Consider the following 25,130-nt stretch of genomic DNA (forward strand, 5'->3'; position numbering starts at 1 on the left):
AAAAACTTCCCGCCTTTGCGTCTTTGCGAGCAAAAAAATCGCGATCATTGCGTAAATCTTAGCGCCCTTAGCAGTTAATAATTCATTTTTTAAGATTTGTTATAGTTGGTTTTGAGATAATCTCGCAAAGGCGCAGAGTCGCAAAGTTTTCTATTAAATTATTAAAACAAAAACTTCGCGCCTTCGCGTCTTTGCGAGCAAAAAAAACTTAGAATCTTAGCATCTCAGAATCTCAGAAACTTTTTTACCCAACCAATTCTCCACCATTTATATGAATAAACTGCCCAGTAATATAACTGCTGTCTTCAGAGGCTAGAAACACATAAGCAGGTGCCACTTCCGAAGGCTGACCCGCTCTTTCCATCGGATTGTCTTTTCCAAAATCTGATAATTTATCAAAACTCGCTACGATTAAAGGCGTCCAGATTGGTCCAGGTGCAACGCCATTTACGCGTATTTTCCTTTTAGCCAGCATAGTCGAAAGCGAACGGGTAAAACTAACAATAGCACCTTTTGTACTCGCATAATCTGCTAAATGTTCGCTTCCGCGAAAAGCAGTGACAGAAGTAGTGTTTATGATGCTATCGCCTTCTTTTAAGAAAGCAAGCGCTGCTTTTGTGATATAAAAAAAAGGATAAATATTAGTTTCAAAAGTTTTATGTAGCTGTGCCGAAGTTATTTTTTCTATTTCTGTTTGCGGAAACTGAGTTGCAGCATTATTTACCAAAACATCAAGACTTTTAAAAGTGTTATGGCATTTTTTAATAGCACTTTTACAAAACTTCTCCTCTTTCAAATCACCATTAATCAGTAGGCATTGCTGGCCTTCTTTTTCAATCATCGCTTTGGTTTCAAGTGCATCTTTATCTTCTTTTAGATATACAATTGCAATATTGGCGCCTTCTCTTGCAAAATGCACTGCAACACTTCGGCCAATTCCGCTGTCACCACCTGTAATGAAAGCTGTTTTTCCTAGTAATTTACCGCTTCCAACATAATTTTCTCTTATAATTTCAGGCTCCGGATTCATCATGTGTTCATTGCCTGGAAGATTTTGTTTTTGCTCGGGAAATGTTTTTTTCTTTTTCATGATTTACTCTTTTTTAAGCTTGTAGTTTCATTTAAAATTACCTGTTAACTGCAATTTTACTTGCCTTGAAAGGTATTTTGTTTAGCTCAATCAAAATAAAATGATAAATTATGTATGAAAATACATCTAATAAGTGATAAGGTTAAAATAATAAGAAATTTCTAATAAGCTAAAAATCATACAATAGGTATAATGTGATAGTCAAAGATGGGAATTTTGTAACTATTTTTGATTTAGATAAAAAACCTGCTCGTTATTTTTTTTATACATTTGAGAATTTCCACATAATTTTTAAGAGTTACTTGTGTGATTCTTTAAAAAAATAAGAAAATTTTTAAATTTAACCTTAAATTCAAGAGTTTTGATTTACAACCGATTTAGCTTCAACATGGCATGGTATTAATTGTAGACGATATAAGGGCCAATATTATTGCCTTAAAGAAAACATTAGAGCTGCATAATATCGATGTCGATAGTGCCGAATCTGGAGAAGAAGCTTTAAAGAAAATCCTGAAAACAGACTATTGTCTCATTATTATGGATGTTCAAATGCCGGGACTCGATGGTTTTGAGGTAGTAAAAATTCTTTCTGGAAATATACGTACAAAAGATATTCCTGTTATTTTTCTTTCGGCACTTAATACCGAGAAAAAGTACATCTTTAAGGGGTACGAAACTGGTGCTGTGGAGTATATTACCAAGCCTGTAGATAGTGATTTACTGATTTTAAAAGTAAAAACCTTCATTAAAATCTACGAACAGCAAAATGAACTTAAAGTGATGAAAGACCTTCTTTCTAAAGAAATAAAAATTAGAAAAGAAGCGCAGGACAATCTTGAAATAAAAATCGCGGAAAGAACAAAAGAACTGGTTCAGAAAAATGAAGAGTTGGAACTGCGAAATCACGAATTACAGCAGTTTTCTTGGGTGGTATCGCACGATTTAAATGAGCCAATCAGAAAGATTCAAATCTTTATCAAAATAATAAAAGACCTTTACTTAAAGGCAGACGACAAAGCGATCGATTATGTTGACCGTACAATAAAATCGGCAGAAAGAATGCAAACTTTAATTACCGATCTTTTGGCTTATTCAAGGCTTTCTGCTCAGGTTAAACCGGAAAAAACAGATTTGAATATTGTTTTGCAGGAAGTGTTGGGAGATTTTGATTATTTAATTGAGCGCAAAAATGCCACCATAAAAAACAACGAACTTCCAACAATAGATAGTATTCCGAGCCAGATGCGCCAGGTTTTTCAAAATCTAATTGGAAATGCTTTGAAATTCTCAGGAAATGAAGAAAAAGCGGTAATTGAGATTACTTCGGAAACTATTTTAGAAAAATCAATCGAAAGTCCGACTTCGCCAGAAGGCAAATTTTGCAGGATTACAGTAAAAGATAACGGAATTGGTTTTGATGAGATTTATCTTGATCGTATTTTTATTATCTTTCAAAGTTTAAACGATCGTCAATCTTATGAAGGAACAGGAATTGGACTGGCAATTGCTAAGAAAATAATCGAAAAACATAACGGATTAATTACAGCTAAAAGTAAAGTGGGAGAAGGTGCAAGCTTTATCATTGTTCTTCCTTTAAAATACGAATAAAAATAATTTAGAATATATGAATGGTAATTTTAAAAGAAATTTATTAATCAGTTCACTAGTTTCACTGCTTGTACTTACGATTAGTTCTGTTGCCTCTTTTATTAGTATTAAAAGTCTACTAAACAGTAATTTTTGGGTAAACCATACTCAGGATGTAATATATAACCTAAATGAAGGTTCCTCAATTATTATAGAAGCCCAGACCAGTATGAGAGGTTATCTGCTTACAGGCGATGAGCAGTTTGTGGATCGTTTTAATGATGCTGAAGCGAAATCAAATACTTATTTTGATAAGTTGGACGAACTTACGTCTGACAATCCTTCGCAGAAAAAATTACTAGAAGATTTACGCTCTAAACGTTCCGGTTTCTTTAAATATCTAAACAATCAGATTGTCAAAAAACGTTTAAGCAAAGAAACGCTGATTTTTGATTTGAATGAAGGCAGAAATATGATGAACGAGATTAAGGCGATCGTTAGGAAAGTTGAAAATACAGAACAAAAACTTTTAGCAGAGCGCAACTCAAATTCAGAACGATACGGAAATTATAGTTTAGCTTTAATTGCTGTTGCTTTCTTTATAGCCTTTCTTATTTCTATTGTTTTCCTAATCAGAATTCTGAAGGATTACAACGAGAGAACGTTATTGCAACTGGAATTAGAGAGAAAAGATAAAGAAACAGCTGAAAGACTTGATGTAATAAGTGGTATCGCAACGCAAATTTCTAAAGGAAATTATGATGTTCAGATAGACGATAGAAAATCAGATACTTTAGGAGCTTTGGGCGCATCCATTCATAATATGAAAGATTCATTAAAAGATTCTTTCGAATTATTATCTCAAAAAGAATGGCTTCAATCGGGTGTTGCAACTTTGAACGATAAAATGCTGGGAGAAAAAACAATCCAGAAATTATCCAAAGATGTAATCGAATTTTTATGCCAATATACCAACAGCAGTGCCGGAGTTTTGTATGTGATTGATGGAGAGGAATTGACAGTTACAGGAGGTTACAGTTATATACCGAGCAAAAACAGAGAAAGAATCAAGAAAGGCGAGGGCTTAATTGGTCAGTCTATTGTTTCTGGAAAAATGCTAGAACTAAAAACGCTTTCTCCAGATGATATTCAAATCAATTATGCACTGGGAGAAATAAAACCTACACATATTGTGGCCTTGCCATTAATGGATTTTAAGATTGAAGGTGCAGTGGAGCTGGCTAGTATTTACGGATTTTCTGTTTTGCAGCTTGAATTTTTGAATATGGTAGCCAATAACATCGGAATTGCGATTAAAGCAACCCAAAATCGTAAGAGAGTGATGGAACTTCTGGAAGAAACCAAATCTCAGTCAGAAGAATTACAGATTCAGCACAGCGAATTAGAAGCTATAAATGCAGAATTGGAAGCGCAGACCGAAAAATTACAGGCTTCAGAAGAAGAACTTCGCGTACAGCAGGAAGAATTGGAACAGACTAATGAAGAATTGTCTGAAAGAAGCGTTTTATTAGAAGAAAAAAACACGGAGATCCAAAAGAAATCAGAAGCTTTAGAATTGACTACGCGTTACAAGTCAGAGTTTTTGGCCAATATGTCGCATGAGTTGAGAACACCGTTGAATTCGATTTTATTGCTGAGCCGTTTATTGTCTGAAAACAACAACAAAACGATGAACAATGAAGAAATTGAATTTGCGAAAGTAATTCAGAGTTCAGGAAATAGTTTGTTAGGTTTAATTGATGAAATCCTAGATTTATCTAAGATTGAAGCCGGAAAAATGGATCTGGAATTCTTGGATGTTTCGACCAAAGAGATTACAGATAACCTGTATAACTTGTTTCATCTGGTTGCAAAAGAGAAGGGAATTAATTTTGAAATTATTGCCAAAGATGCGCCAATTGTCATCAAAACGGACAAAATGCGTTTGGAGCAGATTCTGAAAAACCTGATTTCAAATGCTATTAAATTTACCGAAAAAGGAACCGTTTCTCTTGAAATAAAAGTAGATACAGACGATGATAAAATTATCTGTTTTATTGTAAAAGATACCGGAATCGGAATTCCGTTAGAAAAACAGCCGTTAATTTTTGAAGCCTTCCAGCAAGCCGATGGTTCGACGAAACGCAAGTATGGCGGAACTGGTTTAGGATTATCAATTAGCCGTGAATTGGCCAAATTACTGAGAGGGGAAATTGTATTGCACAGTAAAGTAAATGAAGGAAGTACGTTTACATTGTGTCTTCCCGTTTTAGGATTTGCAATCAACAAAGTTTCGGTAAATAAAATTCCACATGCAGAAGAAATCGAAGTCACAACTGAAAGTGATGAGGAAAGACCGAAATACATCAGTGAAGTTATTCCGCAAGAAATTGAAGATGATAGAGATTCAATTGTAGAAGGTGATAAAGTCATTTTGATTGTAGAAGACGACATCAATTTTGCCAAATCATTATTGGCTTTCACTCAGAAAAAAGGGTATAAAGGAGTAGTGGCAGTAAGAGGTGATTACGCTTTAAATTTTGCTCTGATTTATAGACCAATCGGAATTTTATTGGATATAGAACTTCCAATAAAAAGCGGATGGCAGGTTCTGGAAGAACTAAAAAATCATTCTCAAACCAAACATATTTCGGTACACATTATGTCTTCGCATAAATTGAAACAGGAAAGTCTGCTAAAAGGAGCGGTCGACTTCTTAGACAAACCAGTTGCTTTTGACCGAATTCCAGATGTTTTTAAACGTATTGAACACATTATAAACAAAGAATCGCAAAAGGTTTTAATTATTGAAGATAATGCGAAACACGCAAAAGCATTGGCATTTTTCTTAGAAACGTATAATATTAACTCGGAGATTAAAAGCGAAGTTTCAGAAGGTTTATCGTCTTTAGGAAAAGAAGAAGTAGACTGCGTAATTCTGGATATGGGAATTCCAGACAAACAGGCTTACGAAATTCTAGAAGGAGTTAAGAAAAGTCCAGGTTTAGAAAATCTGCCGGTAATTGTATTTACAGGAAAAAGTCTTTCGATAAAAGAAGAACTGAAAATTAAGAAATATGCCGATTCTATTATCGTGAAAACAGCACATTCGTACCAAAGAATGCTCGATGAGGTTTCGCTTTTCCTTCACTTAGTAGAAAATAAGAAAGAAGGAAATACAGGAAAAGAAAGCAGTAAAAAACTGAATTCGTTAAACAATATTTTATTCGAGAAAAAAGTATTAATTGTAGATGATGATGTGCGAAACATCTATTCTCTTTCTAAAGCTTTGGAAGCCTTTAAAATGACTGTTATCACCGCTTTTGATGGAAAAGAGGCTATTAAAATTTTAGATGAAAATCCAGATACAGATGTCGTATTGTTAGATATGATGATGCCTAATATGGACGGTTACGAAACGGCAGAAAAAATTAGGAGCAATCCTAAATTTCTTAACTTAGCCGTAATCGCCGTAACGGCCAAAGCCATGACTGGCGATAGAGAAAAATGTATTAAGGCGGGAGCTTCAGATTATATTACAAAACCGGTCGATGTTGATCAGTTATTATCGTTGCTTCGAGTTTGGTTATACGATAAAATCTAATCTTAAAAAATACTGTACATGGAAAAGAAAAAAGTATTGATTGTAGATGACGATTCTAGAAATATTTTTGCTTTAGTAAATACCTTAAAGGCAAAATCTTTTGACTGTCTGTCTTGTTTAAGTGCTGAAGAAGCCTTAAAAATATTAGCAAAGGACAATTCAATAGATGCCGTTTTGATGGATATGATGATGCCCGAAATGGACGGTTATGAGGCCATTCCGCTCATTAAAGCCATTCCGTCTCAAGAGAATACTTTTGTAGTTGCCGTAACAGCGCAAGCTATGGCAGGAGATAAAGAAAAATGTTTACAAGCCGGAGCAGATGCATACATCTCAAAACCTGTAGATGTAGATAAATTACTTCACATCTTGGGAGAAATTTAAATGAATTATGATTGAAGATATTGAATTAGAGACTCTCATTAATGAAGTTTACGAATATTATGGTTTTGATTTTGGAAGTTATTCAAGAGCCTCACTTAAAAGACGTGTAAGCAGGGTATTTACTTTGGATGGATTTAAGCATTTTCATGAATTTCTGTCTAAAGTCCGTACCGATCCAGAATATTGCAAAAAAATGATTGATGAAATAACGGTTAACGTTACAGAAATGTTTCGTGATCCGTCTTTTTATCTAACACTTCGAAAAGAAATTCTTCCTTTGCTGGGAACCAAACCTTTTATCAGAATCTGGCATGCTGGCTGTTCTACAGGAGAAGAAGTGTATTCGATGGCGATTATGCTCAAAGAGGCTGGTTTGCTGCACAAATCAATATTATACGCTACAGATATAAACGCTACGGTTTTGGAGACAGCAAAAAGCGGTATTTTCCCGCTGAGAATGATAAAAGATTATGCCGATAATTATCGTGAAGCGGGCGGACAAGAAGATTTTTCAGATTATTACATTGCCAATTACGGATTTGCAAAATTTAATGAAAATCTTTCGGAGAAGATGGTTTTCTCTCAGCATAATCTAGTTTCTGACACTTCGTTTAATGAATTTGATCTGATTTTGTGCCGAAATGTTTTAATTTATTTTGATAATAATCTGCAGAAAAGAGTGGTCAATCTATTTGATGACAGCTTGGCTGTTTTAGGTTTTTTGGCACTTGGAACAAAAGAAACTATAAAGTATTCTATATCTCAAACCAAATACAAACAATTTGATAAAGAGAAAATATGGAGAAAAATAAAAGAGTAACAAATTGTAAAGTAGTTATAATTGGCGGTTCGGCAGGAAGTTTACAGGCATTATTGCAGATTTTACCTTTTATAGAAAAACCTGTTTCTTTTGCGATTGTCATTGTTGTCCACAGAAAAAACTCCGACGAACAAACCTTAGAAGATTTAATCGCTTTAAAATCAAAAATAAAAGTAAAAGAGGTTGAAGATAAAGTAAAACTTGAAGCAGGATTTATTTATATCGCGCCTTCCAATTATCATTTATTATTTGAAAAAGAAGAAACGTTGTCTCTAGATACTTCAGAAAAAATAAACTACAGTAGGCCAAGTATAGATGTTTCTTTTGAGTCTGCTGCAGAAATATATGGTCAAAATTTAGTTGGAATTCTACTTTCGGGTTCCAATTCGGATGGTACAGCAGGATTGAGAGCAATTCAGGCGGCGGGTGGAATAAGCGTTGTACAGAATCCGCTTTCTGCAGATATGCCTTTTATGCCTAACAATGCAATTTTGCATACAGTGCCAGATTTTATTTTAAAAACCGAAGAGATTTTAGAGTTTATAAAAGAAATTAATATTGCTGATTTTTGATTAACGATTTTTGATTTTTGATTTCAGATGGAAGAAATCAAAAATCGTTAATCCTCAATCTAAAATCTTCAATTTCTTAATTTTTTTCATCTTCAGGAAGCACGACTTTATTTAATTCAGCTTCTTTTTCGGCTCTTTTCTGTGCCGCTTTCCCTTTTCCTATCGGAATTCCCGCTGTAACGTACAAAGATCGGTTGTATTGATTATTTGGACCGTCTCCTTTCATTACCGTTACAAGTCCGTAATAATATTGGACGGTGATGTTTAAACCGTTTCCAACATTCATATGATAGCCCGCACCGAAGGCAAGTCCAGCATCGATAACATGAATTTGATCTCTAATGTTTTTCTTGTAAACCACGTCATCTTTATTGATTTCGTTTTTAAACTCATCAAATGCTTTGGCTAACAAACCAAATTGCGGACCTGTTTTGAGATAGATATTATTTTTGAATTGGTATTTGATTAATATCGGAACATTAAAATAACGAATTTCACGATTTACATGTCCGCCCGCAAAAGTATTGTCTAGATTTTCATCGTTTAGAGAATACACCGGAATCTCTTTTGCTCCCATAGGAGATTTTACAATTACTCCAGTATTGATCATCCACGCTGGATTTTTTCTTGATCTAAAGTCAAAATAAAAACCAAGATTAAATCCTGGGTTTAAGGCCGAAGATCCCATGTTTGAAATGGTAGAAAAATTTGCACCGCCTTCCAGACCAAATTCTAAGAACTCTGAGTTGAGTTTATCTCCAAAGATTAAGGAAATCAAAACTTGTGACTGCGCCGTGGAAATACAAAAGAAAGCAAAAACGATTAATAAAATCTTTTTCATATAATGGATGAATTACAGTCCAAAACGGTATTGTAAACTTCCCAATACTTGTGTACGAGAACCTAAGAAACCGCACTCTGCACGAAACATTACATGTTTACTGAATTGATACTGCGACCCAATAATGAAGTTCCACATGTCTTTTGGTCTTTTTTGAAGGGAATACTGAACAGATGAATCTGAGGCTGTGCTCAATGCCCCGTCTAGAGTTGCAAGGAATGTTCCTGCTCTTTCTAGAGCTCTGTCGGCAGTATTATGTTTGGCTACATTAACTGGATTTTTTTGTTCAGCCGGAGTTAAACCATCCCACCATGCATCTACTTTTGTCTGATTGTCAGATACTTTCTGAAGTCCGCTGTCCACTTTAGCCTGAGCGCTGCTGAGATCAATAAAATCAGATAAAGGCAAATCTCCATTCGTATCTCCAGAAATATGAACTCTAAAACCTCCAACCCAAATCGCTATATTGGTGTCTGGTTTATTGAATTTAAATGTTTTTCCTAATCTCGGACCAAAAACATAGGAAAAAGCAGGTTTATCTAGCGAACTAATATCAGTCCAGGCCATGTTCATATCCAGAGCGAGCCAGCCACCGCCAATACCAATTGTCGGTGTCATACCTATACCAAAAGTAGTAGCGTCAAAATTTGCTTTGGTGCTAAAATTGGCGACTTCAGACCAATTGTTATCTGCATCTGGCACCCAAATACCAGCATTAATTTTAGTTGCCGTTTTGGCTTTTCCAAAAATTCCATAAATATTTAAAAAGGGAAGCAGCCAGATATCAGGTCTAATAGTTAGCGCACCAGCTTCAACCGTTGATTTATCAAATCGTACAATTTCATCCAAGTTATATTGGGGGCCATGATTAAAACCAATATTCAAATCATTAATGACAATTTCAGATTCCTGCCAAAAATAATTAACAGAAACTCCTGCAGAATAGGGAAGCTTGTATCCTTTTTGAGCTACTTTCTCACCCCAAATAGGTAAGGCGTACGGGTATTTTTCGACTTTAAGGCTGTCTTTTAATTCTTCATTTTTTTTCCCTACAATTTTATCGGTATAAACCTGTCCGAAAATTTGCATGCTAAATAGTAATAAAAAGGCTGATATTAGTGTATTACATTTCATTGATTTAAGTGTTTTAATGTTAAATTAATTAAACTGCGAAAAATAAATATGTACTAATGCTATTGTGAGAATCTTTTTATTGGTATGCTAAATTGGCTTTATTGTAATTAAAGATTAAGGCTTGATAATGTGTTAATTAATGTTAAAGTTAAGGAAATTTTCTTACCGCCGACAAAAAATGATAAGAAAATGATAAAAGGCATTAAAATAATTTTTGTACCATTTTTCAGTATTTTTATTCTAGGAATTAGCAGCGTCAAATACCAATTAAAAAATAAATTGTATTTTTACGACTGTGAAATGGATAACAATCATATTATCAATTTACCTGTTGGCATTGTCTAATATGCCATGTGCCGATATGGAAGTAAACAGCGCTATGCATAAAACAGCTCAGTTTGCCTCAGAAGACAATCATTCGCACGACAAAGACAATGATTTATGTTCTCCATTTTGTGCCTGCAATTGCTGTGGCGCACAGGTTTTAAGTTACCATTCTGCCGTAAGTTTTGAATTTCCTAAGACTTACAATCAAATCTCAATTGTATTACCAAGTTACAGTTCTGTTTTTATTTCCAATTTCTACGGAAGTATTTGGCAGCCCCCTCAAATAGCATAATGATTAGGCCTGTTCGATAAAAATCGAAAACGGGCGAGAGAGTTGTGGACTTTCCACACGTTTACAGACAATTTAATTGTCTAATTTCTCACGTCATTATATACTCAAATGTTAGATAAAATCATTCAATTTAGTATACGAAACAAATTCGTCATACTATTATTTACCCTTGCACTCATTGCTTGGGGAAGCTATGCGCTTAAAAATTTGCCGCTCGATGCTCTTCCTGATGTAACCAATAATCAGGTTCAGATTATTACGACTGCACCAACATTGGCGAGTCAAGAAGTCGAGCAATTAATTACGTATCCTTTAGAAAGAGCTGTAAAGACAGTTCCAAATGTGATCGAACTTCGCAGTATTTCTCGTTTCGGACTATCCGTTGTAACCGTTGTTTTTGAAGAGGATGTTGATATTTACTGGGCACGTGAACAGATATTCCAACGCTTAAAACAAGCCGAAGAAAACATTCCAGATTATGTAAATTCTCCAGAATTAGCGCCAATCTCAACAGGTTTAGGAGAAATTTACCAATATGATGTATATGCCAAAAAAGGGTATGAAAACAAATACAGCGCGATTGAACTGAGAACAATTCAGGATTGGATCATTATTCCGCAATTGCAGGGAGTTCGCGGTGTTGCTGAAATTAGCACTTGGGGTGGAAAACTCAAACAATTTGAAATTGCTGTAAATCCTAATATGCTAAATAGTCTTGGAGTTACCATTACCGAAATTTTTGATGCTTTAGAAAAGAACAATCAAAATACAGGTGGAGCTTATATCGAAAAAGATCAATACACGTATTTTATTCGCGGTGTTGGAATGGCAAAAGGAATAAAAGACCTTGAAAATGTAGTAGTTAAAAACCGAAATGGTTCGCCTGTTTTGGTTCGAAATGTAGCGCAGGTTCGTGAAGGTATTGCGCTACGTTACGGAGCATCAACCAAAGATGGCAAAGGAGAAATTGTTTCTGGATTGGTTTTGATGCTGAAAGGAGAAAACTCTAGCGCTGTTGTTGAACGAGTTCATGAAAAAATGGCTCAGATTAATAAAAGTCTTCCGGAAGGAGTTGTTGCCGAAGCTTTTATTGATAGAGGAAAACTGGTAGACAATTCTATAAAAACTGTTGCAAAGAATTTATTAGAAGGAGCTTTAATCGTAATTTTTGTTCTGATACTATTCTTAGGAAATCTTCGCGCGGGATTAATTGTCGCTTCTGTGATTCCGTTGGCAATGCTGTTTGCCGTTATTTTAATGAATGCCTTTGGCGTAAGCGGAAACCTGATGAGTCTCGGAGCGATAGATTTCGGGATTATAGTTGACGGTGCCGTAATTATCGTAGAAGCCACAATGCATCATCTGCAGAAACTCAAAAATAAAAAAGAATTAACGCAGGAAGAGATGGACGAAGAAGTCTATAATTCGGCTTCAAAAATTAGAAATAGCGCGGCTTTTGGAGAAATCATTATTCTGATCGTTTATCTGCCAATTCTGGCTCTAATTGGAACCGAAGGAAAAATGTTCAAGCCAATGGCCATGACGGTTGGTTTTGCCATTATCGGAGCATTTATTCTTTCGCTCACATATATTCCAATGATGAGTGCTTTATTTCTTTCGAAAAAAACAGAGCACAAAGAAAATTTCAGTGATCGCATGATTGCTTGGCTAGAAAGCCGTTATACGCCTTTATTGAAAAAAGCGGTAGATTTTAAAAAAGTAGTGCTTTCTGTTGCTGTCGGGTTATTTGCTTTTGCTTTTATTGTTTTCCAAAATATGGGAGGCGAGTTTATCCCGACAATTGAAGAAGGCGATTTGGCAATCAATGCGACCATTATGACGGGAAGTTCGCTTACGCAGATGGTGGAAACGACGACTAAATACGAACAGATTCTAAAAGCTAAATTCCCTGAAATTAAAACCATTGTGACCAAAATAGGGAGTGGTGAAATTCCAACCGATCCGATGCCAATTGAAAGTGGGGATTTGATTATTGTTTTAAAAGACAAAAAAGAATGGAAAGGCAAATACCGTAATTGGGAAGAATTGGCCAATGCCATGAAAGAAGAAATGGAAATTATTCCTGGAGCCAATATCGAGATTTCGCAGCCCATCCAAATGCGTTTTAACGAATTAATGACAGGAAGCCGTTCTGATATTGCCATCAAGATTTTTGGTGACGATTTGGAAATCCTAGATGCCAAAGCGACAGAATTGATTTCGAAAATAAAAGGAATCGACGGAATAGGAGATTTGAAAGCCGATAAAGTTACAGGATTGCCACAGATTACCATTAAATACGATTACGATAAAATTGCGCTTTACGGACTAAATATTTCAGATATCAACCAGATTATCCGTTCGTCTTTTGCGGGAGAAGTGGCTGGAAAGATTTATGACGAAAGCAAAAGATTTGATGTTGTGGTAAGAATGGACGAAAGCAATCGGGCAGACATTACCGATGTGAGTAATTTGTTTATTCCGCTTCCTAGTGGACAGCAAGTTCCCCTTTCTCAGGTTGCTTCTGTAGAATACGAACAAGGTCCTGTACAGGTTATTCGCGAAGACGGAAAACGAAGAATTACCGTTGGATTAAACGTTCGTGGACGAGATATCAAAAGTGTTGTCGAAGAAATTCAGGCAAAACTGGATAAAAATTTTAAACTTCCCGCAGGTTATTATGTAACGTATGGCGGACAGTTTGAAAATTTAATTGAAGCTTCGAAAAGACTTTCTGTAGCCTTGCCAATTGCTTTGGGACTAATTTTAGTGCTTCTTTATTTTACTTTTAAAAGTGCCAAACAAGCATTGCTAATTTTTAGTGCGATTCCGTTATCAGCGATCGGAGGCGTTTTTGCGCTTTCGCTGAGAGGAATGCCGTTTAGTATTTCTGCCGGAATTGGGTTTATCGCCTTATTCGGAATTGCAGTTTTAAACGGAATTGTACTGATTTCGTATTTCAATCAATTAAAATCAGAAGGAATTTCAGATCCGTTTCAGAGAATCCTTATCGGAACCAAAACTCGTTTGCGTCCTGTTTTAATGACCGCAGCGGTAGCTTCATTAGGATTTTTGCCAATGGCCTTATCTACAAGCGGCGGAGCAGAAGTGCAAAAACCTCTAGCAACCGTAGTAATCGGCGGATTAATCTCTGCAACTTTATTAACGTTGATCGTTTTACCGATTTTATATTTATTGCTGGAGAAGTTTAACCGCAAAGATAATTAGGTAATGAGAAAATTTGATAATTAGATAATTTATTACTGCGTGTAGAAAATAATTTCTCTCGCAGATTACGCAGATTAATTTTAAAAGAAAAAATCTGCTCAATCTGCGAGAAACAAAAAAAATGATTTTTCACGCAGATCCTGCAGATTTTAGCAGATCAATTTTGGAATATTTAAATAATAATCTGCGCCTATCTGCTTAAATCTTTTTAAATCTGCGTGAAACAAAAATGATAAAAATGAAAAATTCAATATATAAAACAGAGTATATAACCTTTGCGAACTTCGCGCATCCTTTGCGAACTTTGCGGTTAAATAAGTTGCTGTTAGCAAATAAGGTTTTGTGGTTAAGCACATTCCTATTAGCAAGTACAGCAACATTTGCACAGCAAACCATCAGTCTGGAAAAAGCAATAGAACTAGCCAAATCGAACAACATCGACTTAAAAATTGCCGATAAAGAAATTGAAAAACAAACCGTTCTCAAGAAAGCAGCTTTTCAGCCCGATCCATTGCAGGTGCAATATCAAGGCGGTCAGTTTAATAGCGCCGATTACGACCATAACGTTTCGGTACAGCAGTTTTTTCCGTTGGGAAATATTACTAAAGCCAATCGACAATTGCAGGAAGAATTGGCAAAACTGGCCGAAAAAAGAAAAGCTTTGTCTTCGTATGAAATTGAAAAAGCGGTGACATTGGCGTACTATCAATATTTGTATGGAATTTCAATCCAGAAGCTTAATTCAGAATTGAATGCTATTTACACCAAGTTCTTAAAGAACGCCGAATTGCGTTTTAAAACTGGAGAAAGCGGAAACATCGAAGTCATTAGCGCTAAAGCGAAAGTAAAGGAGATTGAAACCCAAAAAGCACAGTTAGAATACGACTTGGCAATCTATCAGAAACAATTGCAATTTTTCATTCAGACAAATGAAAGTATTGTTCCCGATTCAAAGACGGCTTTACAATACACTTTTATAGAAAATCAGGAAAATACAAAAGCAGAGACTTTGATGACCGATTTTTACGAGCAGCAGATTTCAGTTTACCAAAAAGAAGTGGGAACGTTTAAAGCACTGCGAACACCAAAAGTTGGATTAGGTTATTTTGCACAAACCATCAACACAGAATCGCTGTTTCAGGGTTTTACGGCAGGATTACAGATTCCGTTATTTGGCGGTGTGAATACTACCAAAGCCAAAGCGGCCGAAATCAGTATTTCGCAGTCGCAAATGGCTTTAGATAAAAACAAAATGATTTTGAATCTGCAGAAAGAAGAATTGCAGAACAATTTCAAAAAGCAGCAGAAAAACTTAGCGTATTTCCAAAATGAAGGCTTGCATTATGCCGATCAGATTATTGAAACGGCTCAGAAAAGTTATGCCAACGGCGATATGAGTTACTGGTCGTATATCAGCTTTTTAAATCAAGCAATCGATATAAAAAAGCAATTTGTCGAGGCAACACACAGCTACAATCAGAGTGCTATCGAACTTCAATTTCCAACTATCAAAATCAATTAATCATGAAAAATATAGATAATAGTTTAGCCGCAAAGAGCGTAAAGATTTTAACGCAAAGTTCGCAAAGTTTGATTTCCTTGCGTGCCTTGCTCCCGATAGCTATCGGGATTGCATGCCTTGCGGTTACTTTAGCAAGTTGTAACGAAAAGAAAGCGGAAGAAGCTCAGGAAGAAGAAAAAGAAACTACAGAAGTGGCTTTGACGGAATCACAATACAAAACGGTAGGAATTGAAACTGGAATTGTAGAAGATCGAAACCTCAACAAAGTCATCAAAGCAAATGGTTACACAACAGTTCCTCCGCAAAATTCTGCTGAAGTTTCGACTTTAATTGGCGGAACAGTAAAAGATATTTATGTTTTGGAAGGAACTTATGTAAACAAAGGAAAAGTGCTGGCAACGATTCAGAATTTGGAAGTTATAGAAATGCAGGAAGATTATCAGTCAGCTGTTGCTAATGTAGAATTTCTGCAGTTAGAGTATAATCGTCAGAAAACATTGAGTGAGGAAAATGTGAATCCGAGAAAGACTTTTCAGGAAGTAAAAGCCAAATTAGCGGCCGAAAGAGCCCGAGCGCAAGCCGCAAAAAACAAATTAGATGCTTTGCATGTGAATGCAAAAGGAACAACATCGGTCGTGCCAATTGTATCGCCAATAAATGGTTTTGTTGGAAAAATCAATATTGCCAAAGGTGCTTTTGCGAATACAGGAGTTTCGCTTTTTGAAGTGGTTGACAATAGCCAAATGCATTTAGATCTCAATGTGTATGAAAAAGATTTGGGTTCGATTTCTGTTGGTCAGGTAATTGATTTTGTCTTAACCAATCAGTCGAATAAATCGATTAAAGGAAAGATTTTCGGAATCAATAAGTCTTTTTCTAACGAAAGTAAAACCGTTGCTGTTCATGCTAAAATTGATCCTGCAGATGCGAAAGGTCTGATTCCGGGAATGTACGTTTCTGCGAATATTAATATTACCAATGCCACTGTTCCAGCATTACCAAAAGATGCCGTGGTTCGAAATGCTGATAAGTATTTTGTTTTTGTTCAGGAAGAAGGTCATGCAGAAGAAAAACACGAACACAAAGCAGGCGAAAAAGAAGAAGCGCACGAGGAAGAAGTTCATTTTAAAGCCGTAGAAGTAATTCCAGGTACAACCGATTTAGGTTTTACAGAAGTAAAATTTGTTGATAAAATTGACTCTCAAGTAAAGATTGTTACAAAAGGCGCTTTTTATTTGCTTTCAGCAATGAAGGGAGGCGGGGAGCATTCGCATTAGTGAGTTTTGCCACGAAGGCGCTAAGGCACAAAGTTTTTTTTATGTTGGAGTGTAATTTGCTCGCAAAGACGCAAAGGTGCAAAGTTTTTTTATGGTAGAGTGGAATTAATCTCGCAAAGTCGCGAAGTTTTTTACATGGAGAATATACGTATTATTTGTCATTTCGACGAAGGAGAAATCTCCACAAGTAGCTCCGTTCCTAGAATTCAATCTTTGTGAAGTTTCTAGCGGAGATTTCTCCTTCGTCGAAATGACATAAAATGAGAAAAAAAACTTCACAACTTAGCGTCTTTGCGAGGCTAACTTAATCCAACTTAAAAAAAACTTTGCATCTCTGCGACTTTGCGAGATTAATTCCACCAGACTTTAAAAAAAACTTAGAGACTTAGTGTCTTCGTGGCAACAAACTTTAGCACAAAATGCTTAATTTTAGGACATTATTTAAACAATAACTTCGGGCATTAAAAACGTGAAACTTTAAACCTGAAACCTGAAACTCAAAATGATACATCAAGATAAAGAAGTAAAAAATAAAAAAAATAAAGTCAAACCTTCTTGCTGCTGCTCTCATGACGAGCCTGTGCAGACTGATAAAGACGGGCACAATCACGAAGGATATGATCATGAACATAGCGCAAACGGAAGTCTTTTTCAGTTGTTTCTGCCATCGATTGTATCTTTTATTTTACTGCTAATCGGAATTGGTTTAGACAACTATTTTCCGCAAGAATGGTTTACAGGATATGTTAGAATTGTCTGGTATGCAATTGCGTATCTTCCGGTCGGACTTCCAGTTTTGAGAGAAGCTTATGAAAGCATTGTAAAAGGAGATGTTTTCTCAGAATTTTTCCTGATGTGTATCGCCACAATCGGCGCTTTTGCCATTGGAGAATATCCAGAAGGTGTTGCTGTTATGCTATTTTACACCATTGGAGAAACCTTTCAAGGAATGGCGGTTAGTAGAGCCAAATCTAGCATTAAAAGTCTGCTCGATCAACGTCCAGATGAGGTGCATATTTTAGAAAACAATGTTGCAGTAAAAGTCAAAGCCAAAGACGTTCAGATTGGAGCGATTATTCAGCTTAAAGCAGGCGAAAAACTTGGTTTGGATGGCGAATTGTTGTCAGATTCCGCTTCGTTTAATACAGCTGCTTTGACGGGAGAAAGCAAGCCTGACACCAAAAAGAAAGGCGATACCGTTTTGGCCGGAATGCTAAACGGAAGCACTATTGCCGAGGTAAAAGTAACAACAGCTTATAATGACAGTAAACTATCTAAAATTCTGGAATTGGTGCAAAATGCCACAACAAAAAAAGCACCTGCCGAATTGTTCATTAGGAAGTTTGCCAAAATCTATACACCAATTGTAGTTTATCTTGCCATTGCGATTTGTCTGCTTCCAATTCTTTTTGTAGATAATTACGTTTTTAGTGACTGGTTGTACAGAGCTTTAGTTTTCTTGGTAATTTCTTGTCCGTGTGCTTTGGTTATCAGTATTCCGCTGGGTTATTTTGGCGGAATAGGTGCTGCAAGTAAAAACGGAATTCTGTTTAAAGGAAGTAATTTTCTCGACAGTATTTCGACCATTCAGCATGTGGTGGTAGACAAAACGGGAACGATGACCGAAGGTGTTTTTAAAGTGCAAGAAGTTATTATAAAACCCGAATTTAATAAAAATGAAATTTTAAAGCTCGTTAATGCTTTAGAAAACAGAAGCACGCATCCTGTAGCAACAGCCATTCATAATCATGTTGGACCAGTTGATTCTTCGGTCGAATTAAAAGAAATCGAAGAAATTTCAGGTCACGGATTAAAAGCAACTTACAACGGAAAAGAATTGCTTGTAGGGAATTTTAAGCTTTTGGATAAATATTCCATTTCGTATGATATTGATCCGTCTTCAATAGTTTACACCACGATTGCAATTGCTTATGAAAGTAAATTTGCAGGTTATCTGACTATTGCAGATGAAATTAAAGAAGATGCGAAAGAAACGGTTTCAAAACTAAAGTCTCTAGGCGTAAAGCTGACCATGTTGAGTGGAGATAAATCGAATGTTGTTCAATTCGTAGCAGATAAGCTTGGTATTGTAAAAGCGTTTGGTGATTTGCTTCCTGAAGATAAAGTCAATAAAGTCAACGAAATTAAGGCCAAAAACGAAACGATTGCTTTTGTGGGTGATGGCGTAAACGATGCGCCTGTAATCGCTTTAAGCACGGTCGGGATTGCGATGGGAGGTTTAGGGAGCGATGCTGCCATAGAAACTGCCGATGTCGTAATTCAGGATGATAAACCTAGCAAAATTGCAATGGCAATCAACATAGGGAAACAGACCAAAAAGATTGTTTGGCAGAATATTACGCTGGCTTTTGTAGTAAAAGCTTTTGTCTTAATTCTTGGCGCGGGCGGACTTGCCACAATGTGGGAAGCTGTTTTTGCTGATGTTGGCGTGGCGCTATTAGCGATATTGAATGCAGTAAGAATCCAGAGGATGAAATTTTAAGATAATAAAAAGCCCAATTCGTACGAATTGGGCTTTTTACTTATTTTTTTAAATGTTTTTGCTCTTGAATTTCTCCATTGCCAAAAGACCAGTTTTCATGACCATTATTTTCCAGTAAAATAATAATTATGTTGTTGATTAGTATTTCAGTTGAAGTCGCAATTTTCGAAGCAATTTGGTGATATAGTTTTTTCTTTTGTTCTAAAGTTCTTCCTTGTCCCGCGGTTATTTGCACAAAAATGATTTCTTCAGAGTGTGAAATTCCTAAATAACTTTTAGGATATTTTATCTGATGTGTTTCTAGTTCTTCAATTACATGAAAATAATCATCTACAGGAATATTAAATTCTTCAATTAAAGATTGATGGACAGCTTCAGAAATAGTATTTTTTGTTTCAAGCGAAAGTTTTTTTGGAAGACTTATTATAACAAATGGCATTTTGATTCATTTTAAAGTTGCATAAAAATACAGAATTTAGAATTGTCAGATTATTAAAACTTCAATTCAATTATGTTTTCATTATTCTCCAAAGTAATTTTTACCGGATTACTTTCAGAAGGAATCTGAGTTGGATACCAATTTCTAGTCGGTTGAACTAGAATCAATAAACCGTCATGATCACCAATTGCAGCAAATTTATCGGTATTTGTATTTTGAGAAAAGAAATGCAATGCGTGTTCTTCAATTAATTGATTTCCTAATTGCAGCGGATTTTCTGTAACAATTCCGATTTCGCTTATGTTTAAAATAGAAGCAGAGTTGAATTCACCAACTTGTTCATTATTAAGATCATGTCTAGCAATGAATTCGAGTAAATTTCCGTTGTGATCAAAGAAATAAATAGAATGCGCATTCCAATTTTCGAAGTTAGTAACGACACTTTTATCTTCCAAAACAATTAAATCCACTTTGTCTTTGCACCATTGAATGGCTTTTTCAAGCTGATTTTCAGGAATATTAAAAGCAAAGTGATAGATGGAATTAAAATCTGGATCTTCAATAAATTTTAAAATAGAAGTTCCGGCTTGAAATGTGATCGATTTTTGGTCATTTTCCAGAATAAAAAGCCCAAAAAGGTTCTGGTAAAATGCTTTCGTTTTTTGAATATCGTTTGTTTTAATTTGTATTTGATCTATTCTCATGACAATAATTTTTTATAAAAGAAAAAGCTTCTTTTGAGTGACAAACAAATTTAAAAAATGCCAATGTTATGTAGGATGCAGCGTTATTTTATGCTTCAATGAAGGGATAGTAAATAAGTATTGGTTGAAGTTAAATAGCATTTTTAAATGTTTTATTAAAGTTACAAAAAGACAAACGGGAATTGTTGTAAGATTATCGTAAAAACTTTCATTTGCAATCTTTGGGGTTTGTAATCCGTGAGTTTTTAAAAAACTGCCGACTCAATTATAACTCTTCTTTTGTAAGCTTCGGAGAAGCGAAATATTTATAGCAAAGAATAAACGGTTACAATATAAAGCTCCAGAGGAGCGACATATTTTTTCTGCAACCTACATAAATGTCACTCCTCTGGAGCTTTTTTATTTGTCTTATTGTAATTCTATAAATATTTCACCCCGCTGGGGTTTTACAAATAAATTAAATTTTATTACTCGATTATGTTTCACAATTCAAGAAAAGTTGAGAAAGAAGAAAAGTACTCAATATTTAATAGTTGAAATAATAACATTTATGTCTTTAGAATAAATATTTCTAAATAAAAAGCCCATTTCATAAAAGAAATGGGCTTAACAGATTTGAAAATACTTGGGGCAAAATACAAATCAATTAACTAACTTATTTTGGCATTTCGGGAATCATAATTCTTCTGGTTGGCGTACTTAAAGTTTCAATAAAAGCTAATAAATCGCCCATTTCTTCTTTGCTTAAATTCAATTTTCTAAGCATTGGATCTGATTTCGGAATAAGAGAATCTCGGGCTGTTCCTAGATATTTTTTTTGAACAGGAGACGGATTTCCGAGATTGTACAATTCTACAACATCCAATAAAGTTGGAAAATGTCCATGATGCATCCAAGGTTTTGTGTTTACAACTTCACGGAGTGTTGGCGTTCTAAATTTGCCGATATCTTTTACATCTTTTGTCACATTATAACGTCCGAAATCTTCATTTTTTGTTCCGAATAAAGTTTGGCCATCATTATGAAACTCATTATCACTGAAATAAGGTGTATTATGGCAATTAATGCATTGTGCTTTGGTTCTAAACAAATGCATTCCTTTCACTTGCTGATCAGTATAAATATCTGATTTTCCGCTTACAAACTGGTCAAATTTACTTTTCGGACTATTGATCGATCTTTCGAAAGTGGCAATCGCGTACTGAATTCGTTCTAAAGTCACTTTTTTATCTCCAAAAGCTTCTGTAAACAACAAATTATAGCCTTTAATTTTAGCAATTTTATCAACGGCAATTGTTAGTTTTTCATTCATTTCTAAAGGATCTTGAACAGGAAATTGAGCCTGATCTTCTAGGCTCGAAGCTCGGCCATCCCAGAATAGGGAAGTGGCATATGCCGAATTTAAAATCGTCATCGAGTTACGTTTTCCCGTTTGGCGATCGTGACCAAAAGAACGCGTTAGATTATCTGTCCAACCCAATTCTGGATTGTGGCAGGAAGCACACGCAATTTGTCCGCTTCGCGACAATCTCGGATCAAAAAACAAAATCTTGCCCAAACTTTCTTTTTCCTTTGAATACGGATTGTAAGCAGGATAAGGAACCGCAGGAAGCACCCCAATATCTTGAAATTTCGATTTATCGACGTTTTCATTTAATTCTGCGACAGGCCATTTTGAGGCATCTCCACTAGAATAGAGTTTTCTTAGTTCCTGAATATCGATGTAATCAGGACCTTCTATGCTTTTATAAGCCGTTAAGCTCAGCAGGAATAAGATTGGGATGATTAGTTTTTTCAATTTTTATTTTTTTTGTTTCAAGTTTCAGGTTTCAGGTTCTGTTGCAACTTGAAACCTGAAACTTGAAACCATTTTTATATTAAAGAGCAACTTCTTTAGGACATGGAATACTTAAAGCCGCTGGTTTTGGATACGTTCTGTTATTGTACATTCTATATTGTGTCGAAACTGTTCCTCCAAACAGTGCCTCATTTGTTAGTTTTAATTCAAATGATATTTCATATAAGCCATTGCTGATTTCTTTGTAGGTTCCTTCACCTGAAATAGCAATAACATGTGATCTTGATGGTACAGCTGCAGTTCCGGTAGTTCCAATAGTGATGTCCTGCGGAATTACTAAAACGGTTCCTTCCGTTTTGCTGTTTCCGTTTGCAGGGAAAAATTCTAAAGCAGACGTAATATTAAATCCAGGTGATATTGAAGCAGAATTATTTTCGTTAGAAAACCATCTTTTTAAGCCAAAAGAATTCACCGTATTGGTTCCGCTTGCTACGTTAAATCCAATTTTGAAAGCATCGTGATAAATATCGTCGTTAGGATTTGTAGTTCCTCTATCGCTGTATAATATGGCATTAGGATCGTCTTTTGTCACGATAACTGGGAAAGTTAAAGCGTTGAAAGTCTGCCAAGAGCACGTACCATTATTATTAAACCAATGTTCTCCGTATGTCAGATAAAATGCATTCGTCGGATCAGAGAATTTTGAAGCTGGATAGGCCTGAACATCTCTTGGCGTTTTTATTGGTTTTACAATGGTCAAGTTGATGTTTCCTGTTGCAGTGTAATTCGGAATATTTACAAGCGTTAATTTAGATTCGTATCGAACATCATCATTTTGAAGATCTTCTAAAAGAGTTAAATGATAAGTTACAGAAGTTCTATTATTGCCATAATCATCGTGAGTTAAGGAATATTCGAATCCGTTTTGGAATTTAAAAATAGACGCATTTTCAATTTCCTCAGGGAAAAAACCATTTGGATAATTGACTATAAAATCGATTTTTTCGCCCATTTCTCCTTTTATATTGTATTGCGTTACAGGAAAGGTGCAATTGGTTGCAATAGTTCCTAAATCAATCTTGAAAGTAGTGTTTGGATATTCTGTATTCAGGTTTCCAATATGAATATCAGGATCAGAAACCGTTTCTAATTTTAATGTAATATTCTGGCTTTGCGTCCATCTTTTATCAAACGAGACATAAATTGTATCTGTTAGTTTGCTGCCTTGAAAAGAAAGCTGATTTACAGGATTTACACTAAAACTGTCACTTGCACCGTTTGTTTCGGCACTAAAATTGGCTGTAACAGTTCCTTTCAATTCGCGTGTTGTTAAAGCTACAGGAACTTTTAAGGTCTTTACAGATTTGTTTTCATAAGTAGATTGCGGAACTAAATTTCCGTTTACGGTTGGATATTCTAAAGGCGTGTTGTCACTTTTAACTAAAAAGTTAAATCGTAAAAAAGGATCGATATCTGAGCCTAATTTGTAGTCATCTTTAGAACATGAAATATATAATAGCGCTGTAAATAATATACTGAATATCTTAATACGAGTCATTTTGCTGCAAGTTTGGGTTAAGATTAGTGTTGAATGTTGGTATTGGCAGTACGTATTTTAAAGACGGATAAGTAAGACTGCAAACCGTAGCAATACAGCCATCATTTCTGGAAACATCTTTGTGCATTCTGGCAATATCAAAAAATAGGAAACCTTCAAAGCATAATTCTTTTCTTCGTTCTAAAAAGATATTTTCTTTAAGATTGTTTGTATTGGTCAATAGAGAGGCATTGGCGCGGGCACGAATGATGTTAATATCTGCCATTGCCAAATCGGCTCTGTTGGTTTCTAGCGCCGCTTCGGCACGAATTAAATACATTTCGCTAAGCCTAGAAGCTACATAACCCGCATTATTCTGGTATTTTTTGGTAAAATTGTAATTAAGATTGGTCTGAACGCCACTTACTATTGTAAAAAGCGATTTTGTTAAGAACAATTGTTTTCTTAAATCTGTGCTTTCGTAAAGATTAACCAAATCATTGGAAGCAGTATATTTTTGAAAGTTAGTATCTGTAATATAGCCGAAAGTACTAGACATGGATGAAGTAACACTTCCTTCAGTGTCTTTTGGAATAGAAAATTCCAATAAAATTTCAGACACGGGAAGATCTGGCTTTTCCCATTCTGCAATTAAAGTTTCTTTGCTGGTCAACACAACGCCAGAATTGGTAATTACATCATTTGCCATGTCGTAAGCATTAGTCCAATCTCCTTTTTGAAGATAAACTCTCGCCAATAATGCTTTTGTATTTTTTCTGTTAAAGAAAGAATAAGCAGGACCAGAAAGGAGTGAAGCGTCTGAATAATTATCGATAGCCGTTTGTAAATCATTTATAATTAAAGTATACGTCTCGGCAGCCGTTTTTCTGGCAGGATACTGTATGCCGGATTTGATAGATTCTGTGCTGTAGATGATCCCTAGATGCGATGCATCGGGAGTATATTTATAATCTTGGCTGTAAACAAGAGATAAAAGAAAATGCGCATAGGCTCTTATTGCCAAAGCTTCTGCTTTTATTTGGCTTTTCTCTGCCTCAGTGGCGTCGGTTAGGGCAGGAGTAAATTCTAAAATTAAATTTGCCTGATTGATTATATCATAACTGGTATCGTAAAATGATTTGAAATTACTGGTTAGCGCTACATCTTCAAAAGAATAAATTTGCTGCAGATTTATTACTGGAGAAATTTGACCTCTAGAGCCTCCCGTTGCAACTGGCGCAAATTTTATATTACCGCCCTGCAAATCAGCATAAGCAGCATAGCGATCTGGTCTTACATTGGCTTCTACTTCGGTGTAAAGACCTGTAAGTGCCTGTAAAACTCCTGTTTTGTTCTGTAAAAGTTCGTCTATAGAAGTTTGTGTTCCAGGTTCTTGTTCTAAAAAGTCACTACAGCTTTGTAATGAAAGCATTAGAAAAAATATAGATAAGTATTTTGAATATTTCATTTT

18 protein-coding genes are annotated in these 25,130 nt (G+C 35.4%); 10 read left to right on the forward strand and 8 right to left on the reverse strand.

Annotated elements, in window-relative coordinates; all coding sequences use genetic code 11:
* Positions 1–244 precede the first annotated feature (244 nt).
* Entirely contained in the window at positions 245–1,090 is an 846-nt protein-coding gene (locus ACFO3N_RS18745; protein ID WP_379800304.1) for an SDR family oxidoreductase, read from the reverse strand.
* A 393-nt stretch (positions 1,091–1,483) separates the two neighbouring features.
* Between ACFO3N_RS18745 and ACFO3N_RS18750 the strand changes: the two genes are divergently transcribed.
* The 5 genes from ACFO3N_RS18750 to ACFO3N_RS18770 are packed head-to-tail and all read left to right on the forward strand — an operon-like array spanning position 1,484 to position 8,057.
* Positions 1,484–2,698 carry a hybrid sensor histidine kinase/response regulator gene (locus ACFO3N_RS18750; protein ID WP_379800306.1) on the forward strand — a complete coding sequence of 405 codons (1,215 nt, stop codon included), beginning with the start codon at positions 1,484–1,486 and terminating at the stop codon, positions 2,696–2,698.
* 16 nt (positions 2,699–2,714) lie between these two features.
* Complete coding sequence (locus ACFO3N_RS18755) at positions 2,715–6,281, forward strand: response regulator (RefSeq protein ID WP_379800308.1); 3,567 nt, start codon at positions 2,715–2,717, stop codon at positions 6,279–6,281.
* An 18-nt stretch (positions 6,282–6,299) separates the two neighbouring features.
* Positions 6,300–6,665 carry a response regulator gene (locus ACFO3N_RS18760; RefSeq protein WP_379800310.1) on the forward strand — a complete coding sequence of 122 codons (366 nt, stop codon included), beginning with the start codon at positions 6,300–6,302 and terminating at the stop codon, positions 6,663–6,665.
* Between the two features lie 7 nt (positions 6,666–6,672).
* Positions 6,673–7,485 (forward strand): CheR family methyltransferase, encoded by an 813-nt coding sequence (locus ACFO3N_RS18765; RefSeq protein ID WP_320492707.1) that lies wholly within the window; start codon positions 6,673–6,675, stop codon positions 7,483–7,485.
* Positions 7,464–8,057, forward strand: coding sequence for a chemotaxis protein CheB (locus tag ACFO3N_RS18770; RefSeq protein ID WP_379800312.1), 594 nt, complete (start codon positions 7,464–7,466; stop codon positions 8,055–8,057). The genes ACFO3N_RS18765 and ACFO3N_RS18770 overlap by 22 nt, the downstream gene beginning before the upstream one ends.
* A gap of 76 nt (positions 8,058–8,133) precedes the next feature.
* Here the strand turns inward: ACFO3N_RS18770 and ACFO3N_RS18775 are convergent, their stop codons facing one another.
* Both ACFO3N_RS18775 and ACFO3N_RS18780 read right to left on the reverse strand, forming a co-directional pair.
* Positions 8,134–8,898, reverse strand: a complete 765-nt coding sequence (locus ACFO3N_RS18775; RefSeq protein WP_379800314.1) for a porin family protein — start codon at positions 8,896–8,898, stop codon at positions 8,134–8,136.
* Between the two features lie 12 nt (positions 8,899–8,910).
* Positions 8,911–10,032 (reverse strand): hypothetical protein, encoded by a 1,122-nt coding sequence (locus tag ACFO3N_RS18780; RefSeq protein ID WP_379800316.1) that lies wholly within the window; start codon positions 10,030–10,032, stop codon positions 8,911–8,913.
* Positions 10,033–10,327: 295 nt separating this feature from the next.
* On the opposite strand from ACFO3N_RS18780, the gene ACFO3N_RS18785 reads away from it, so the two are divergent.
* The 5 genes from ACFO3N_RS18785 (at position 10,328) to ACFO3N_RS18805 (ending at position 19,181) form a co-directional block, all read left to right on the forward strand.
* A complete protein-coding gene (locus ACFO3N_RS18785; RefSeq protein ID WP_379800318.1) occupies positions 10,328–10,651 on the forward strand; it encodes a DUF6660 family protein in 324 nt (107 codons plus the stop codon).
* 108 nt (positions 10,652–10,759) lie between these two features.
* Entirely contained in the window at positions 10,760–13,879 is a 3,120-nt protein-coding gene (locus ACFO3N_RS18790) for an efflux RND transporter permease subunit (protein ID WP_379800320.1), read from the forward strand.
* 238 nt (positions 13,880–14,117) lie between these two features.
* Entirely contained in the window at positions 14,118–15,401 is a 1,284-nt protein-coding gene (locus ACFO3N_RS18795) for a TolC family protein (RefSeq protein ID WP_379800322.1), read from the forward strand.
* Positions 15,402–15,403: 2 nt separating this feature from the next.
* Positions 15,404–16,678 carry an efflux RND transporter periplasmic adaptor subunit gene (locus ACFO3N_RS18800; protein ID WP_379800324.1) on the forward strand — a complete coding sequence of 425 codons (1,275 nt, stop codon included), beginning with the start codon at positions 15,404–15,406 and terminating at the stop codon, positions 16,676–16,678.
* A gap of 502 nt (positions 16,679–17,180) precedes the next feature.
* A complete protein-coding gene (locus ACFO3N_RS18805) occupies positions 17,181–19,181 on the forward strand; it encodes a heavy metal translocating P-type ATPase (RefSeq protein ID WP_379800326.1) in 2,001 nt (666 codons plus the stop codon).
* Between the two features lie 40 nt (positions 19,182–19,221).
* Here ACFO3N_RS18805 and ACFO3N_RS18810 read toward each other — a convergent pair whose 3' ends face one another.
* The 5 genes from ACFO3N_RS18810 to ACFO3N_RS18830 form a co-directional block, all read right to left on the reverse strand.
* Positions 19,222–19,620, reverse strand: a complete 399-nt coding sequence (locus ACFO3N_RS18810) for a tautomerase family protein (protein WP_379800328.1) — start codon at positions 19,618–19,620, stop codon at positions 19,222–19,224.
* A gap of 53 nt (positions 19,621–19,673) precedes the next feature.
* Positions 19,674–20,324, reverse strand: a complete 651-nt coding sequence (locus ACFO3N_RS18815) for a VOC family protein (protein WP_379800330.1) — start codon at positions 20,322–20,324, stop codon at positions 19,674–19,676.
* A gap of 655 nt (positions 20,325–20,979) precedes the next feature.
* Positions 20,980–22,122: a cytochrome-c peroxidase gene (locus ACFO3N_RS18820; RefSeq protein WP_379800332.1), complete on the reverse strand. Its 1,143-nt coding sequence runs from the start codon at positions 22,120–22,122 to the stop codon at positions 20,980–20,982.
* A gap of 79 nt (positions 22,123–22,201) precedes the next feature.
* Positions 22,202–23,680 (reverse strand): hypothetical protein, encoded by a 1,479-nt coding sequence (locus ACFO3N_RS18825; RefSeq protein ID WP_379800334.1) that lies wholly within the window; start codon positions 23,678–23,680, stop codon positions 22,202–22,204.
* The gene (locus ACFO3N_RS18830; RefSeq protein WP_379800336.1) at positions 23,667–25,127 is read right to left on the reverse strand and encodes a RagB/SusD family nutrient uptake outer membrane protein; all 1,461 of its coding nucleotides are present in this window, start codon (positions 25,125–25,127) and stop codon (positions 23,667–23,669) included. The genes ACFO3N_RS18825 and ACFO3N_RS18830 overlap by 14 nt, the downstream gene beginning before the upstream one ends.
* Between the last annotated feature and the right edge of the window lie 3 nt (positions 25,128–25,130).

Origin of the sequence: Flavobacterium chungangensis (assembly GCF_042654045.1) — a bacterium.
Lineage (GTDB): Bacteria > Bacteroidota > Bacteroidia > Flavobacteriales > Flavobacteriaceae > Flavobacterium > Flavobacterium chungangensis.

Coding starts and splice junctions, on each gene's coding strand:
- ACFO3N_RS18745 (WP_379800304.1), bottom strand. CDS start 1,090: ATGAAAAAGAAAAAAACATTTCCCGAGCAAAAACAAAATCTTCCAGGC.
- ACFO3N_RS18750 (WP_379800306.1), top strand. CDS start 1,484: ATGGTATTAATTGTAGACGATATAAGGGCCAATATTATTGCCTTAAAG.
- ACFO3N_RS18755 (WP_379800308.1), top strand. CDS start 2,715: ATGAATGGTAATTTTAAAAGAAATTTATTAATCAGTTCACTAGTTTCA.
- ACFO3N_RS18760 (WP_379800310.1), top strand. CDS start 6,300: ATGGAAAAGAAAAAAGTATTGATTGTAGATGACGATTCTAGAAATATT.
- ACFO3N_RS18765 (WP_320492707.1), top strand. CDS start 6,673: ATGATTGAAGATATTGAATTAGAGACTCTCATTAATGAAGTTTACGAA.
- ACFO3N_RS18770 (WP_379800312.1), top strand. CDS start 7,464: ATGGAGAAAAATAAAAGAGTAACAAATTGTAAAGTAGTTATAATTGGC.
- ACFO3N_RS18775 (WP_379800314.1), bottom strand. CDS start 8,898: ATGAAAAAGATTTTATTAATCGTTTTTGCTTTCTTTTGTATTTCCACG.
- ACFO3N_RS18780 (WP_379800316.1), bottom strand. CDS start 10,032: ATGAAATGTAATACACTAATATCAGCCTTTTTATTACTATTTAGCATG.
- ACFO3N_RS18790 (WP_379800320.1), top strand. CDS start 10,760: ATGTTAGATAAAATCATTCAATTTAGTATACGAAACAAATTCGTCATA.
- ACFO3N_RS18795 (WP_379800322.1), top strand. CDS start 14,118: ATGAAAAATTCAATATATAAAACAGAGTATATAACCTTTGCGAACTTC.
- ACFO3N_RS18800 (WP_379800324.1), top strand. CDS start 15,404: ATGAAAAATATAGATAATAGTTTAGCCGCAAAGAGCGTAAAGATTTTA.
- ACFO3N_RS18805 (WP_379800326.1), top strand. CDS start 17,181: ATGATACATCAAGATAAAGAAGTAAAAAATAAAAAAAATAAAGTCAAA.
- ACFO3N_RS18810 (WP_379800328.1), bottom strand. CDS start 19,620: ATGCCATTTGTTATAATAAGTCTTCCAAAAAAACTTTCGCTTGAAACA.
- ACFO3N_RS18815 (WP_379800330.1), bottom strand. CDS start 20,324: ATGAGAATAGATCAAATACAAATTAAAACAAACGATATTCAAAAAACG.
- ACFO3N_RS18825 (WP_379800334.1), bottom strand. CDS start 23,680: ATGACTCGTATTAAGATATTCAGTATATTATTTACAGCGCTATTATAT.
- ACFO3N_RS18830 (WP_379800336.1), bottom strand. CDS start 25,127: ATGAAATATTCAAAATACTTATCTATATTTTTTCTAATGCTTTCATTA.